This window comes from Synechococcus sp. FACHB-909, assembly GCF_014698945.1.
Lineage (GTDB): Bacteria > Cyanobacteriota > Cyanobacteriia > PCC-6307 > Cyanobiaceae > Cyanobium.
This window is the reverse complement of the sequence record NZ_JACJTY010000005.1, coordinates 38442-52820: the sequence shown is the minus strand read 5'-3', so window position 1 is coordinate 52820 and position 14379 is coordinate 38442. Positions and strand designations below refer to the sequence as shown.

Below are 14379 nucleotides of genomic sequence, written 5' to 3'. Positions count from 1 at the left end.
GGCGCAACCTCAGGCAGCCACCCAGCTGCCATGCAGGCCATGGGGGATGGCCAGGGGAAGCTCCAGCACGGCCACCTCGCCCATCGAGGCGGCATCGAGGACGACCAGATCGCTGGCGCTGCGGGCACCGTTCCAGACCAGGCCGAGCACCCAGCCGTCGTCCTCGGCCGTGGCGCCGGGACGGGGCACCATGATCGGTTCACTGAAGAAACCGCGGGGCGCCGCACTCCAGACCCGGGACTCGCCGCTGGCGAGATCGAGCTTCATCAGGGCCTGCAGGGGGTCATTGCCGCGCTCCCGTTCGGCCACCGCCATCCAGCCGTAGCGGCTCTCGAGCCCCACCCGGGCCGGCGCCACCATGGCGAATTCACAGGTGCGCTCACTCAGCCGCGTGGCCGTGACCGTGCCGCTGGCCAGGTCGAGACGGCAGCGCTCCAGCAGGCCCTCCGGGATGCGGTCGAAGTCGACCTCCTTGTAGTCCTGATCAGGGCCGATGGAGGGGAAATCGGCGTAGAAGATGCTGTCGACCACCACCGCATCGCCGTCCTCCCAGGCGTTGAGGTGGTGGAACACGAAGCCTTCCGGGGCCTCCAGCACACGCGGCTCCTGGCCGGCGAAGGCGCCGTCCTGGCGCGGAATCAGCCAGAACTGGCCGCGGGCACCGGCCCGGGACTTCAGGCATTGTGCGGCCCCTTTGCGGCCGAGCACGTAGGGGAGGGGGTTGAAGTCGATGGCGTTCTGCAGGAACACCGCCCAGTTGGGGGTGATGGCGAAATCGTGCAGGAAGGCGAAACCACCGAAGCTGTGGCTGGAGTCGGCCAGCAGCGTCCCGGCCCCGGGGCCGTCGGCGGCGAACTCCATCAGGCGCACCGTGCTGCGGGGGCCGGCCTTGACACCGAAGGTGACCATCCGGGGAGCGCCGTGGTGGCCGGGATCGAAGCGGGGGTGGGCACTGAAGGCCTCACCCGGCTTGAGCACCCCGTCCAGCAGGGTCAGGCCGCGGGTCTCGAGGCTGAGGGGATCGAGGGCATGGGGGGAGCTGGCCTCCCAGAGGGCGAGCAGCTGGTCGCCGAGTCGCACCACATGGGTGTTGGCGATGTTCTTGAGCCGCAGATCGAAGGCGTTGGCCAGCGGGCCGCCGGGCTTGGGGGTGCCGAACACGCCCCGGTAGAGCACCGTGCCGGCCTTTTCCTCGGCCAACCAGCCCTCGGTGCGCACGAAGCGGTTGCTGAGCCGGGCGCCACCCTCGGAGAAGCGCAGGGCCGTGATCATCCCGTCGCCATCGAAAGGGTGGTGGACCCAGTGGCCACCGCGCTCAAGCCGGCCGGGGCCGTTGCGGTAGAGGGTGCCGCTCAGCTCGGCCGGGATGGCGCCACGGGCGGCGACGAGGGGCTCGTCGCTGAGCTCGACGCTGACGTTGCAGAAGGAGCTGGCCCAGTCGGCGCGGTCGTAGGCAGGCGAGGCCGCAGCGGCGGGGGAGGCAACGGTCATCGGATCAGCCCACGGGAAGAACAGCGCAGTGCGCTGCCCCGATTATCACGTAACGGAGTGTGAAGGCGTGGGCGGCCGTCCCGCCCTCAGGCCTCGCAGGGCAGCTCCACCACCGGGCAGGGGGGCTGGGACACGGCACAGGGGGCCGCCTCGACCTGGCTCGGCAGGCAGTCGGCGGCACGGGCGGGGGCAGCCACGGCAAGGGCGGCCGTCAAACCCGCCACCAGCAAAAGGAAAGGACGCATGGCGCGTACGCAGATCACCTGATGCTAGTCGCCACGCACCGGTCAGGCACCGGCGTGGCCGGCACGCTCCAGCACCCCCTTGCTGCTGGGCACGGCCCCACCGCGGCGGGGATCGATCTCCACCGCCTGGTCGAGGGCGCGGGCGAACGCCTTGAATCCGGCCTCGACGATGTGATGGGAATTCACCCCCGCCAGCTGGCGGATGTGGAGGGTGAGGCCGGCGTTGTTGGCCACCGCCACGAAGAATTCCCGCACCAGTTCGGTGTCGTAGGTGCCGATGCGCTGGGCGGGGATGGCCAGGTCGTAGCTGAGGTGGGGCCGGCCGGAGCAGTCGAGGGCCACCTGCACCAGGGCCTCATCGAGGGGGGCGAGGAAGTGGCCGAAGCGGCGGATGCCCCGGCGGTCGGCCAGGGCCTGGGCGAGGGCCTGGCCCAGGGCGATGCCCACGTCCTCATTGGTGTGGTGGTCGTCGATGTGGGTGTCGCCCCGGGCGGTGATCTCCAGGTCCAGCAGGCCGTGGCTGGCGATCTGGTGGAGCATGTGGTCGAGGAACGGCACGCCGGTCGCCACCTGGCAGCGGCCGGTGCCGTCGAGATCGAGGGCCACGTGCACGTCGGTTTCACCGGTGACGCGATGGACTTCGCCGGTGCGCTGGGGGCCGGTGCGTGGAGGGCTGATGGACACGCGAGCGAAGGCGACGGGCCGGACCTGAATCATGCCAAAGCCCCCGGGGCCGTGCTCCGGCGGTCCGATGCGCCCATGGCGATCGGGGTGCCCATGGTGTGCAGCGCTACGGCGGCGGGCCGCCAGGGGTGGTGGGGTGAGTGCCATGCATGAACGTCCGGGTGCCGTCCTCGATCAGCTGCGCGCCGGGCACCAGCGCTTTCTCGACGGCCATGTGCTCCACCCCCACAGCGATCGCCTGCGGATGCTGGAGGTGGAAGCGGGCCAGACTCCCGTGGCGGCGGTCCTGGGCTGCGCCGACTCGCGGGTGCCGGTGGAGCTGCTGTTCGACACGGGCTTCGGCGATCTGTTCGTGGTGCGCAACGCCGGCACGATGAGCACCGTGGCCGCGATCGCCTCGCTCGAATACGCCGTGAGCCATCTGGAGGTGCCGGTGATCGTGGTGCTCGGCCACGCCGCCTGCGGGGCGGTGGCGGCCGCCTTCGACCGGGAGCTCAACCTGACCCCGAGCCTGGCCCAGGTGGTGGGCCAGCTGCGCATGGAGCTGTTCAGCCTCGGCGGAGAACACAACCTGGAGGAGGCCTGCCGCCGTCACACCCTCAACGCCGCCCGCAACCTCGTCGATTCCAGCGTGATGCTCACCGACAGGCTCCGATCGGGCCGGCTGCAGGTGGAGGCGGCGTACTACAACCTGCACACCACCAGCATCGAGTGGATGGGGGCCCTGATGCCGATGCCTCAGGGCTGAGCCGGCAGGGCCGCCAGGATCCGTTCCACCCGGTTTTCCCATGTCTGGGCCCGGGCGAAGGCCACCCGCGCAAGGAACTTCTCCGGACTGTCGGAGACCAGTTCCTCATCGATGGCCTGCAGGAAGCGGTCGGGATCCTTTTCGATCCGGATCAGATCCTCGGCCAGCTCCAGCCCTTCCACGGCGGAGGAGACCACCGGCTTGCCGCTGGCGATGTATTGAAAGGGTTTCAGCGGACCCATCAACCGCGAGAAGGGCGTATCGAGATGGGGAATCAGGCAGAGATTCATCCGCTTCAACTGCATCGGCACCTGATCATTGGGAAGGCTCCCCAGCCACTCCACATTGCCGAGGCCGAGCAGGCCGGAGTCCGACAGGCGCCGGTTGAGTTCGGGACCCACCAGCAGAAGCCGGCAGTGGGGCCGCTCCAGGGCGATCCTGCGCAGCAGATCGATGTCCTGGCGATCCCAGAACGTGCCGACATAGCCCAGAACCGGCTGGGGGCAGGCGGGCCTGAACTCAGAGGCCTGCGCCAGAAAAGCCGAACTCACGGCCTGATCGATCCGGACACAGGGAGCCTGGGGCGAAAACTTTTCCTCATTCACCTTCGAGATGACGGCGATGAGGTCGGCCATGGCTCCGATTCGCGGATCATGAGTTATTGGTCCAGTCAACACACAGAAAAGCGTTGAATCGTCTGGAGAGATCACAGCAATGGCCCAGGGCCTGAAGGCGATTGCCAAGCCCCGCAACTCCCTTATCGACAATCGTTCGCTGCGTGGGGTCGCTCAAGGACTCTCCAGTGCCGAGCACCCTCTGGCCGACGGAAGACAGGGCTGGCTCACATCCCCGTGATGCAATACCCGGCATCCACGTAGATCACCTGGCCGGTGATACCGCTGGCCAGGGGGCTGGCCAGGAAGGCGGCGGTGGCGCCCACCTCATCTTGGGTGACGGTGCGGCGCAGGGGGGCCTTCTCCTCAACGTTGTGGATCATGTCAAGGATGCCGCCGATGGCCGAGCTGGCCAGGGTGCGGATCGGGCCGGCGCTGATGGCGTTCACCCGCACCTGCTGCTCGGGGCCCAGCTCCGCCGCCAGGTAGCGGACCGAGGCCTCCAGGGCCGCCTTGGCCACCCCCATGACGTTGTAGTTGGGGATCGCCCGCTCGGCCCCCAGGTAGCTCAGGGTGATCACGCTGGCCCCCGGGCTGAACAGGGGCTTGGCGTGGCGGCAGAGGGGCGCCAGGGAATAGGCGCTCACCTCCAGCGCCCGGGCGAAGCCCTCTGGACTGATGGCGCTGAAATCTCCCACCAGCTCGTCCTTACCGGCGAAGGCCAGGCAGTGGATCAGCACATCCAGCGTTCCCCACTGCTCGGCGATGCGCTGGAACAGGGCCTCGATCTGGGCAGGGTTCTGCACGTCGAGGGGCTCGAACAGGGTGGGGTTCAGGGGGGCGGTGAGTTCGCGCACCTTGCCCTCGAAGCGACCCCGGTCGTCCGGCAGGTAGGTGATGCCCAGTTCGCAACCCGCCGCCGCCAGCTGCTGGGCGATGCCCCAGGCGATCGAGCGGTTGTTGGCGATGCCGGTGACGAGAGCCTTCTTGCCGCGCAGATCAAGGAGCATGGGGAACAGGGCGCCGGAGGGCGAAGGAATGCAATCCGGCGATTCTCCCCCACCCGCGGGGGGGCCCTGGCTGCTCCGGCCTCAGCGCTGGCCGCCCCGGATGGGCCCTGCCGTGGCTCCGCCGCCCTGGCCCCCCGCCGGGTCCGACGGGCCTCCCCTGCTGCTGCTGATCGATCGCCGCGATCCGGACGTCCGGGCCCTGCTCACCCCCCTGGGGGATCTGCTGCAGGCAGGCGAACGGCAACGCCTGCACCGGCTCCGGGGCGAGGGGGATGGCGAACGCTTCCTGCTCGGTCGCGGCGCCCTGCGGCTGATTCTGGGGAGCTGGCTGGGGTGCGACCCCGCCGGCCTCGTGCTGGGTGCCGGTCCCCATGGCAAGCCGGAACTGCTGCCGCCGTCGGACGGGGGGGAGCCGCCTCCCCGCTTCAACGTCTCCCATTCGGGGGACCTGATCCTGCTGGGCTTTCACCCCCGTCGGCCGGTGGGGGTGGATGTGGAGCAGGGTCGGCCGGTGCCGGAGTGGGAGAGCATCGCCCGCCGCTGTCTGCCGCCGGGGGAATGGAGCGCCATCGGCACCCTGCCGCAGCAGCAGCGCGAGCAGGCCTTCCTGGCCGCCTGGTGCCGGCTGGAGGCGCGCCTCAAGGCCAGGGGGCTGGGGCTGTTCGGCCCGCCGCCGGCCCCGGGGGAACCCGATCCGGAGGCCTGGCCCCTCGTGCTGCCTGAGGGCTACGTGGGCGCCGCGGCCCTGGCCTGAGCCGCTGAGGCGACGGCCGTCACCAGCCCCCGTGGTCCATTGCCCCGGGCTCCTCAAGGTCCTCGGGGGTGAGGGGCAGACCCAGCAGCTGCTTTTCAGCCCGCCGGATCGCCCGCGGGTCGCTGAGCAGATCGGGTTCCTCCAGCAGGGGCAGGACCGGCGGCCGGTGCTCGGCCGCGGTCCGCGGGGGCGGCTCCCACAGGAAGGTGCTGCCAGGGGCCCGCTGGCGGCAGAGCGCCTCCATCTGGCGGCGCAGGGCCAGACGCACCGTGCCCCGGTCCAGGGCCTGGAAGAACTCCTCCCGCGGGGCCAGCCCGAAGCTGGTGGGCTGGGGGCCGTTGCCGCCGCGCAGCCGGGCGGCGTCCGGAAGCCAGCGCGGCCGGCAGACACCGGGGCGCGCGGTGTCGGTCTCGATCCAGATGTGCAGGCCTTCGCCGCCGGGCCGGCTCACCACGGCGAGGCCGTCGTTGGGCTGGTGTCTCGGCAGGGGATACACCCGGCCGCTGGGACGCTGATCAGCGGGCACACAGCCGGTGAGCACGGCCGCCAGAAGCGGCAGCACCAGCAGACGGCACGGTGGCGACACGGCGGGGATGGCTCGGTGGCGGCGATGATCCTTGCCCGCTCTCCCCCATCCGCTCTGCAGCAAGGGCGGCAGCACAGCCATGGTTCTCACGAGCTCCACCATGCTGCCCCTCGGCACGCCGCTGCCGCTGGACGCCATGCGGGCCGCGCTGCGGCCCGTCACGGGTGGCCCGCTCGAAGCCGCCGCGCCGTTCGGCAGCCCCGTGCTGGTGCTGTTCCTGTGCCCCCACTGCCCGTTCGTGAAGCATGTGGAGGCGGAACTCACCCGGCTGCAGGGCGACCTGGAGGGGCGGGCGGGCCTGATCGGCCTCTGCAGCAACAGCACCGCCAGCCATCCCCAGGACGGGCCGGCGGGGATGGCGGCCCAGGCCGCGGCCCGGGGCTGGACCTTCCCCTACCTGCAGGACCCCGACCAGAGCGTGGCCCAGGCCTTCCGGGCCGCCTGCACCCCGGACGTCTTTCTCTTCGATCGGGCCCACCGGCTCGCCTACCGGGGCCAGCTGGATGGCAGCCGTCCCGGCGGTGAGCCCTGCGATGGGCGGGATCTGCGGGCGGCCCTGGCGGCCCTGCTGGAGGGGCGGCCGGTGCCGGAACCGCAGCGGCCGGCGATCGGCTGCAACATCAAGTGGCGGGCCGGTGCCGAGCCCCCCTGGTTCAGCGGCTGACTCTTCCAGGGTGGCGGCGGCGGCGGTCGGATCCGCAGGCTTAATGTTGCCGCCATGCATGTGCCCCCCTTCAGTCTCAGCGAGCAACTGCACCAGCTCGGAGACGCCCTCGACCAGGCCGTCCTGGACGTCCTGCGCAGTGGCCAGTACATCGGGGGGAGCACGATCAACGGCTTTGAGGCCGCCTTCGCCGAGGCCTGCGGCGTGCCCCATGCCATCGGCTGCAACAGCGGCACCGATGCCCTGGTCCTGGCGCTGCGCGCCCTGGGGATCGGCGCCGGCGACGAGGTGATCACCAGCTCCTTCAGCTTCTTCGCCACCGCCGAAGCAATCAGCGCCGTGGGGGCCACGCCGGTGTTCGTGGACGTGGACCCGGACACCTACCTGATCGATCCGGAGGCGATCGAGGCCGCCATCACCCCCGCCACCAGGGCCCTGATGCCCGTGCACCTGTTCGGCCGGCCGGTGGACATGGAGCGGATCACATCCATCGCCTCCGCCCACGGCCTGCGGGTGATCGAGGACTGCGCCCAGGCCAGCGGCGCCAGCTGGGCCGGCCGGCCGGTGGGCGGCTGGGGCGACGCCGGCTGCTTCAGCTTCTTCCCCACCAAGAACCTCGGCGCCGCGGGCGACGGCGGCATGGTGGTCTGCGGTGACGCCGAGCTGGCCCAGCGGATCCGGGAGCTGGCCGTGCACGGCATGCCCCGCCGCTACCTGCACACCGATCTGGGCTACAACAGCCGCCTCGATGCCATGCAGGCCGCCGTCCTGATGGTGAAGCTGCCCCACCTGCCCGGCTGGGTGGAGCGGCGTCGAGCCATCGCCGAGCGCTACCAGCGGGAACTGGCGGGCCTGCCGGGCCTGGTGCCGGCTGCGCCCGGACCGGAGGGCCACAGCTGGAACCAGTTCGTGGTGCGGGTGCCCCGCTGCCCCGCCGCCACCAGCGCCTGCGGGGGACGCTGCACCCCGGCCGCCGACAGCGCCAGCTACGGACTGCCCGAGGCCTGCTGCCGCGACTGGCTCAAGCAGCAGCTCCAGGAGGCGGGCGTCACGACGATCATCTACTACCCGATCCCCATCCACCGGCAACCGGCCTACGCCTCCCTCGGCTACGGACCCGGCAGCCTGCCGATCACCGAACGGCTCTGCGCCGAAGTGCTCAGCCTGCCGATCTTCCCGGAACTCACTGCCGAGCAGCAGGACAGCGTCATCGCCGCCGTGCGCAGCCTGGTGGGGGCCGAAGCGGTCGTCGCCTGAGACAGCCCCCGCCTAGCCCCGGGGCAGGGCGGCGTGGAGGGCCTTGAAGCGGGCCTGCTGGACCTTGTGGCTGACGATCGGCGCCGGGTAGCCGCGCCGTTCCAGCGGCGCAATCTCGCCGCTGATCAGGTCGGCGGTGGCCACATGGGCCAGCTCCGGCAGCCAGCGGCGGATGTAGGTGGCCTCCGGATCGAACTTCGCCGCCTGGGTGGAGGGATTGAAGATGCGCAGGGGGCGTGGATCCATGCCGCTGCTGGCGCTCCACTGCCAGCCGCCGTTGTTGGCCGCCAGATCGCCGTCCACCAGGCGGACCATGAAGGCCTTTTCGCCATGGCGCCAGTCGATGATCAGGTCCTTGACGAGGTAGGACGCCACGACCATGCGGCAGCGGTTGTGCATCCAGCCGCTCTCGTTCAGCTGGCGCATGGCGGCATCGATGATCGGCAGGCCGGTGAGCCCCTCCTCCCAGGCCCGCAGCCGCTCGGGGTCGTTCTCCCAGGGGAAGTGGCGCCACTGGGGGCGGTAGGGGCCGTCGGCCAGCTCGGGGAAATGGAACAGGGCCTGCTGGTAGAACTCGCGCCAGGCCAGCTCCTGCTCCCAGACGCCAATGGAAGTGAGGGCCTCGGTGCTGCGGGCGAGGGCGCGGGCCTCCTGGGCGGCGGCCCAGGCCTGGCGGGGGCTGAGGGTGCCGACGCTCAAGGCGGCGGACAGCCCGGAGGTGCCGGCCTCCCCCGGCAGGTTGCGACCCGGCTCGTAGGCCGCCAGGGGACCGCCGTTGACGCCACCGTCGGCGAAGGCCTGCAGCTGGGCCAGGGCCGCCGCCTCCCCGGGGCGGCAGGGGCAGAGATCGGCGCCGCTGAAAAGAAAGCCCAGCTCCTCGGCGCTGGGCACGGTGTCCAGCCTGGGCAGGGCCTCCCACAAGGAAGCGCGCTCCGCCGGCAGGGCGCCGGGATCGAGATCCCGCAGAGCGCTTGGCGCCGCCACCGGCTCCAGGCCGCCGGCCGATCCGGCACCGAGCCCGGCCCGCCCCTCCACCTGGCCGCGCCAGTTGCGCAGGAAGGGGCCATAGACCCGGTAGGGCTCGCCGGCGCCGGTGCGGATCACCTCCGGTGCCACCAGCAGCTGGTCCCAGTCCACCAGCACCCGGGTGCCCTGGCCCTGCAGCGCCGCCGCCACCTTCCGGTCGCGCTCGCGGCCGTAGGGCTCCACCTCCCGGTTCCAGGCCACCACCGCGGCGCCTGCCGCCCGGGCCGCCAGGGGCACCAGGGCGGTCGGCTCGCCCTGAAGGATCAGCAGCCGGCTGCCGGCCGCCCGCCAGCGGGCCGCCAGCTCCCGCAGGCTCTCGCAGAGGAACCAGGCCCGGGCCGGCGCCATGAGCGGGTCCGAGAGGATCGCCGGATCCAGCACGTAGAGGCCGGTGACCGCCGGGGTAGCGGCGGCGGCCGCCGCCAGGCCCAGGTTGTCGGCCAGGCGCAGGTCGCGGCGATGCCAGAACAGCCAGCGCTCCGGGGCCATCAGAGTCCGAGCAGCTGACGGGCGCGGTACCAGGCCGTGACCGTTTTGCCGTCCAGGGCCTCGTCGCCGCTGGCCAGGAGCGCATCCAGCTGGGCCGGCTCGAGCAGCAGCACCTCCATGTCCTCGTCGTCATCGCCGGGGGGGCGGTCCTGCAGCAGGGTGAGATCGCGGGCCAGGAAGAGGTGGATCACCTCGTCGGAGTAGCCGGGGCAGGGGTACATGGCCCCAAGGGGGTCCCAGCGGCTGGCGCTGTAGCCGGTCTCCTCCTCCAGCTCCCGCCGCATCGAGCCCAGGGGCTCCTCCCCCTCCTCCAGGGTTCCGGCCGGGAACTCCAGCAGCCGCCCGGCCACGGCGAAGCGGTACTGGCGCAGGATCACCACCCGGCCGTCCTCGAGCACCGGCACCGCCAGGGAGGCGCCCGGATGGCGGATCACGCCGTAGGTGCCCTCGATGCCGATCGGCAGCACCACCCGGTTGAGCTCGAAACGCACCTTGCGGGCCTGCAGGGCGGCGGTGGTCTCCAGATGGGTGCTGGGCTCGGGGGGCGGCAGGGGAGCCATGGGGCGGGCCATTGGGGCCCCCAGTGTGACGGGCGGGGGCCGGTGGGCGCGGTTCAGGGCCCTTCCGGCCAGCCCGTCGTTCCAGGCAGCACCTGGGGGGGCGGCTCCAGGGCGGCCCGCGGCAGGGCCGCCAGGCCTGCGGAGGCCGTGCGGGGGGGACCGGCGGGCGCCAGGGGAAGGGGAAGGTCCGGATCGATCGCCGCCAGCGGGGCCAGCACGAAGGCCCGCTCCCCCAGGCGCGGGTGGGGCAGCACCAGCTCCGGGCCTGGGCAGGCCATGGCCCCGCACCAGAGCAGGTCGAGGTCGAGACGACGGGGTCCCCAGCGCTCGCGGCGCTCCCGGCCGAACGCCGCCTCCAGCTGCAGAAGCCGCGCCAGCAGCCCGGTGGGATCAGGCCAGGGCGCCGCCGGCACCGGCGCAGACGCGAGCCGCGCCAGCAGGACCGCGTTGAGGTACGGCGGCTGTCCCGGCGGCCCCCCCACCGGCTGGGTGCGGAACCGGGGCGACCAGCTCAGCTGCAGGGGGGCCGCCGCCCAGGCCCGCAGCTCGGCCTCCAGCCGCGGCCGCACGGCCGTGAAGGTGGCGACGGGATCACCGAGGTTGGCCCCGATGGCGATGGCCAGGCTGGACGCAGAGGGGCCAGACGGTGGTGGAGCCGGGGTGGGAGGCATCGGCTCAGCCGCCGAAGACCGCCAGGTTGAGGAGGACGGGCTCCCCCAGCCAGGCGGCATGGTCGGTGTGATCGGCCAGATCATGGCCGGTGATGCCATGCACCAGCACCGTGAGGCCGCCGCGGTGGGTCTCGAGCCAGGGGATCAGGGCCTCGAAGTCCGCCTGGCTGAAGCTGATCTGGCAGCTGCCGACCGGATGGGGTCCCACCGGCTCGAGGTGGAGACGGCCCACCGGCAGGCCGAAACGGGCTCCGGCGGCCCCACAGAGGGCGCCGGCCTGCGCCGCTTCAGCGGCGCCGAAATAGACGTGGGCGTGGTAGCGCTCGTGAACGTTGGTGGGACGGCGGGTCATCGGCGGCCGACCGGGGCCTGACACCCAGGCAGGGTATCGGGGTCAGAGGGCCGCCACCCGCTGCCACCCGGTCGGCGAGACTGGCCAACCCACCCAGCCACTGCCCCATGGTCGTCAGCGGGTCCCCTGCCGCGCCCGCCGGTGCCGCGCCCACCGGCAGCTTTCCGCTGGCCGCCATCACCGGCCACGGCACCCTGAAGCTGGCCCTGCTGCTGGCGGCCGTGGACCCCGGCCTGGGCGGCGTGGTGATCGCCGGCGGTCGCGGCACCGGCAAGTCGGTGCTGGCCCGGGGGCTCCATGCCCTGCTGCCGCCGATCGATGTCATCGATCTGGCCGATGGTCCGGGGCTGCGGCAGGCCGATCCCTCCCGGCCCGACGAGTGGGACGGGGCCACCCGGCGCCGCATCACCGAACTGGGCGGTGATGCCAGCGGCACCGATCCAGGCGCCCTGCTGCCCACCCGGGTGATTCCAGCCCCCTTCATCCAGGTGCCCCTGGGCGTCACCGAAGACCGGCTGATCGGTTCGGTGGACGTGGCCGCCTCCCTGACGGCCGGGGCGCCGGTGTTCCAGCCCGGGCTGCTGGCGGAGGCCCACCGGGGCGTGCTGTACGTCGACGAGCTCAACCTGCTGGATGACGGCATCACCAACCTGCTGCTGGCGGCGGTGGGCTCCGGCGAAAACCGCATCGAACGGGAGGGGCTGAGCCTGTCGCACCCCTGCCGCTGCCTGCTGATCGCCACCTACAACCCGGAAGAGGGGGCGGTGCGCGACCACCTGCTCGACCGCTTCGCCATCGCCCTGTCGGCCAACCAGCTGCTCGACACCGACCAGCGGGTGGCGATCACCCGCTCGGCCCTCGACCACGGCGCCTCCAGCGCCGCCTTCGGCGCCCGCTTTCAGGAGGAGACCGAAGCCCTGGCCACCCAGCTGCTGCTGGCCCGCCAATGGCTGCCGGATGTGGTCATCGACCGGGAGCAGATCCGCTACCTGGTCACCGAAGCCATCCGCGGCGGCGTCGAGGGGCACCGGGCCGAGCTCTACGCCGTGCGGGTGGCCCGGGCCCATGCGGCCCTCTCCGGCCGCGACCGGGTGGATGCAGACGATCTGCAGGTGGCGGTGCGCCTGGTGATCGCCCCGCGGGCCCTGCAGCTGCCGCCCCCGGATCCCGACCAGCCCATGGAGCCGCCGCCGCCGCCACCGCCCCAGGGGGAGCAGCCCCCCGAGGAACCGGAGCCGCCGGAGCAGGAGCCTGAGAGTGAGGAGCCTGAGGATCAGGACGACGACGACCAGGACGACAGTCCCGAGGACCAGGCCCCGCCCCAGATCCCGGAGGAATTCCTGCTCGATCCGGAGGCCACCGCCATCGACCCCGACCTGCTGGTGTTCGCCTCGGCGAAAGCCAAGAGCGGCGGCAGCGGCAGCCGGGCGGTGGTGTTCAGCGACAGCCGCGGCCGCTACGTGAAGCCGATGCTGCCCCGGGGCCCCGTGCGCCGCATCGCCATCGACGCCACCCTGCGGGCCGCCGCGCCTTACCAGAAGGCCCGCCGCGCCAGGGAGCCGCACCGCAAGGTGATCGTGGAGGAGGGGGACCTGCGGGCCAAGCAGCTGCAGCGCAAGGCCGGCGCCCTGGTGATCTTCCTGGTCGATGCCAGCGGCTCGATGGCCCTGAATCGGATGCAGAGCGCCAAGGGGGCCGTGATCCGCCTGCTCACCGAGGCCTACGAAAACCGCGATGAGGTGGCCCTGATCACCTTCCGCGGCGAGCAGGCCGAGGTGCTGCTGCCGCCCACCCGCTCGATCACCGCCGCCCGCCGCCGACTGGAGTCGATGCCCTGCGGCGGCGGCTCACCCCTGGCCCACGGCCTCGCCCAGGCGGCCCGGGTGGGGGCGAACGCCCTGGCCACCGGCGATCTGGGCCAGGTGGTGGTGGTGGCCATCACCGACGGCCGCGGCAATGTGCCCCTGAGCCGTTCCCTGGGCCAGCCGGTGCTGGAGGGGGAGGAACCGGTGGACCTCAAGGAGGAGCTGCGGCAGGTGGCGAGCCGCTACCAGAGCCTCGGCCTGCGGCTGCTGGTGATCGACACCGAGCGGAAGTTCATCGGCAGCGGCATGGGCAGGGAGCTGGCCGAGGCGGCCGGCGGCCGCTACGTGCAGCTGCCCAAGGCGAGCGACCAGGCCATCGCCGCCATCGCCCTGGAGGCGATCAACGGTTTCTGACGGTGGGGGCGAGCCGGTCCTGGGCGGCCTCGCGGGCGGCCCTGGCCTCCTGCTGGCGGGCGTCCTGGCGGGCCTTGCGGTCACGCGCCGCATCCACCTCGGCGGGGTAGAGCTCCTCGAAGAACCGGCCCAGGCCGATCGAGACGCTGCGAATGCCGTCGAGGAACTTGGGATCACCCGTGAGCTTGCTCACGTCGCCGCCGACAGCCGACCAGCGGTCGGTGAGCTGCTTGGCGTTGGTGAGGGTGGCCTGCAGGTCAGCCACGGTCTTGGGGTTGTCCAGTGCCGCCGCCAGGTTGCCAACGTGCTTGGAGGCCCGGGCGGCATCGGCGCTGGCGAGGTTGAGGTTGCTCAGAATCGGGTCCACCTTGCCCGCCGAACGGTTCAGCTGGCTGACCAGCACCTGGGCGTCGCGCAGGAACACCTGGCCACTTTTGGTGAGCAGCTCGGTCTCCCTGGCGGTCTTGGAGAAGGCGGCCGTGGCCGCCACCATCTGCTGAACGAGCTGTTCCTTTTCCGCCTGGTCGAGCAGGCCCTGGACGGTCTCGGTGACGGTGTCGAGGCTGGCCGCGGCGACACCGGTCACCTTGCCGCCGTTGCAGACCATGCGCGTGTTGTCGCAGCCCCGCTCCCGAGGGCCGGGCAGGCTGGCCGGCAGGGGGGGACCGCCGGCCAGCAGGGACACCTGGGCATCTCCTCCCAGCAGGGAGGCATTGCCGACCCGGGCCACCAGGGGCCGGGCCAGACGCAGGCGTGGGTCGGTGATCTCCAGCTCGGCCACCACGGCCGCGTCGGTGACGGTGACCCGGCGCACGCTGCCGACCAGCACCCCGCGGAAGGTGACCGGAGAACGGTCGGCCAGGCCGGCGGCGTCGGCGAAGCTGGCGCGGATCGTCCAGGTGTTCCCTCTCAGGGAGATCCCCCGCAGCCAGAACCACAGACCCAGCCCGCTGGCGATCGCCGCCAGCAGAGAGAATCCAACCAGGGCTTCACGGACACTCCGGCGCAT

The 14379-nt window shown here is 72.0% G+C and carries 16 protein-coding genes; 5 read left to right on the top strand and 11 right to left on the bottom strand.

All coding sequences use genetic code 11. From position 1 onward, the window contains the following. Window positions 1–9 precede the first annotated feature (9 nt). From H6G99_RS09230 to hisB, 3 genes are all read right to left on the bottom strand, one after another. On the bottom strand, window positions 10–1491 hold the full coding sequence (locus H6G99_RS09230) for a carotenoid oxygenase family protein (RefSeq protein WP_190611201.1): 1482 nt from the start codon (window positions 1489–1491) through the stop codon (window positions 10–12). 86 nt (window positions 1492–1577) lie between these two features. Next, window positions 1578–1736 (bottom strand): hypothetical protein, encoded by a 159-nt coding sequence (locus tag H6G99_RS09225; protein ID WP_190611199.1) that lies wholly within the window; start codon window positions 1734–1736, stop codon window positions 1578–1580. Between the two features lie 42 nt (window positions 1737–1778). Then, window positions 1779–2453, bottom strand: coding sequence for an imidazoleglycerol-phosphate dehydratase HisB (gene hisB, locus H6G99_RS09220; RefSeq protein ID WP_199297099.1), 675 nt, complete (start codon window positions 2451–2453; stop codon window positions 1779–1781). Between the two features lie 112 nt (window positions 2454–2565). Here hisB and H6G99_RS09215 point away from each other — a divergent pair, with 112 nt between their 5' ends. Continuing rightward, on the top strand, window positions 2566–3168 hold the full coding sequence (locus tag H6G99_RS09215) for a carbonic anhydrase (protein ID WP_094584381.1): 603 nt from the start codon (window positions 2566–2568) through the stop codon (window positions 3166–3168). Here the strand turns inward: H6G99_RS09215 and H6G99_RS09210 are convergent. Both H6G99_RS09210 and fabI read right to left on the bottom strand, forming a co-directional pair. After that, entirely contained in the window at window positions 3159–3719 is a 561-nt protein-coding gene (locus tag H6G99_RS09210; RefSeq protein ID WP_190611197.1) for a glycosyltransferase, read from the bottom strand. The two genes, H6G99_RS09215 and H6G99_RS09210, sit on opposite strands and share 10 nt — an antisense overlap. A gap of 290 nt (window positions 3720–4009) precedes the next feature. Next, complete coding sequence (gene fabI / locus H6G99_RS09205) at window positions 4010–4792, bottom strand: enoyl-ACP reductase FabI (protein WP_094584379.1); 783 nt, start codon at window positions 4790–4792, stop codon at window positions 4010–4012. A gap of 112 nt (window positions 4793–4904) precedes the next feature. Here fabI and H6G99_RS09200 point away from each other — a divergent pair, with 112 nt between their 5' ends. After that, window positions 4905–5546, top strand: coding sequence for a 4'-phosphopantetheinyl transferase family protein (locus H6G99_RS09200; protein WP_190611196.1), 642 nt, complete (start codon window positions 4905–4907; stop codon window positions 5544–5546). Window positions 5547–5565: 19 nt separating this feature from the next. Here H6G99_RS09200 and H6G99_RS09195 read toward each other — a convergent pair whose 3' ends face one another. Beyond that, window positions 5566–6132: a hypothetical protein gene (locus H6G99_RS09195; RefSeq protein WP_094584378.1), complete on the bottom strand. Its 567-nt coding sequence runs from the start codon at window positions 6130–6132 to the stop codon at window positions 5566–5568. Window positions 6133–6211: 79 nt separating this feature from the next. On the opposite strand from H6G99_RS09195, the gene H6G99_RS09190 reads away from it, so the two are divergent. Further along, window positions 6212–6796, top strand: coding sequence for a thioredoxin family protein (locus tag H6G99_RS09190; RefSeq protein ID WP_094584377.1), 585 nt, complete (start codon window positions 6212–6214; stop codon window positions 6794–6796). A 54-nt stretch (window positions 6797–6850) separates the two neighbouring features. After that, complete coding sequence (locus H6G99_RS09185) at window positions 6851–8053, top strand: DegT/DnrJ/EryC1/StrS family aminotransferase (RefSeq protein WP_094584376.1); 1203 nt, start codon at window positions 6851–6853, stop codon at window positions 8051–8053. A 12-nt stretch (window positions 8054–8065) separates the two neighbouring features. Here H6G99_RS09185 and H6G99_RS09180 read toward each other — a convergent pair whose 3' ends face one another. The 4 genes from H6G99_RS09180 to H6G99_RS09165 are packed head-to-tail and all read right to left on the bottom strand — an operon-like array spanning window position 8066 to window position 11151. After that, window positions 8066–9568: an FAD-binding domain-containing protein gene (locus tag H6G99_RS09180; RefSeq protein WP_094584375.1), complete on the bottom strand. Its 1503-nt coding sequence runs from the start codon at window positions 9566–9568 to the stop codon at window positions 8066–8068. Next, complete coding sequence (locus H6G99_RS09175) at window positions 9568–10128, bottom strand: NUDIX hydrolase (RefSeq protein ID WP_094584374.1); 561 nt, start codon at window positions 10126–10128, stop codon at window positions 9568–9570. Before H6G99_RS09175 ends, H6G99_RS09180 begins: the two co-directional genes overlap by 1 nt. A gap of 53 nt (window positions 10129–10181) precedes the next feature. Continuing rightward, window positions 10182–10799, bottom strand: a complete 618-nt coding sequence (gene folK, locus H6G99_RS09170; RefSeq protein ID WP_094584373.1) for a 2-amino-4-hydroxy-6-hydroxymethyldihydropteridine diphosphokinase — start codon at window positions 10797–10799, stop codon at window positions 10182–10184. 4 nt (window positions 10800–10803) lie between these two features. Then, window positions 10804–11151: a DOPA 4,5-dioxygenase family protein gene (locus H6G99_RS09165; RefSeq protein ID WP_094584372.1), complete on the bottom strand. Its 348-nt coding sequence runs from the start codon at window positions 11149–11151 to the stop codon at window positions 10804–10806. Window positions 11152–11258: 107 nt separating this feature from the next. Here H6G99_RS09165 and bchD point away from each other — a divergent pair, with 107 nt between their 5' ends. Further along, window positions 11259–13370, top strand: a complete 2112-nt coding sequence (gene bchD, locus H6G99_RS09160; RefSeq protein WP_190611194.1) for a magnesium chelatase ATPase subunit D — start codon at window positions 11259–11261, stop codon at window positions 13368–13370. Here the strand turns inward: bchD and H6G99_RS09155 are convergent. Further along, entirely contained in the window at window positions 13357–14379 is a 1023-nt protein-coding gene (locus H6G99_RS09155; RefSeq protein WP_190611193.1) for an MlaD family protein, read from the bottom strand. The two genes, bchD and H6G99_RS09155, sit on opposite strands and share 14 nt — an antisense overlap.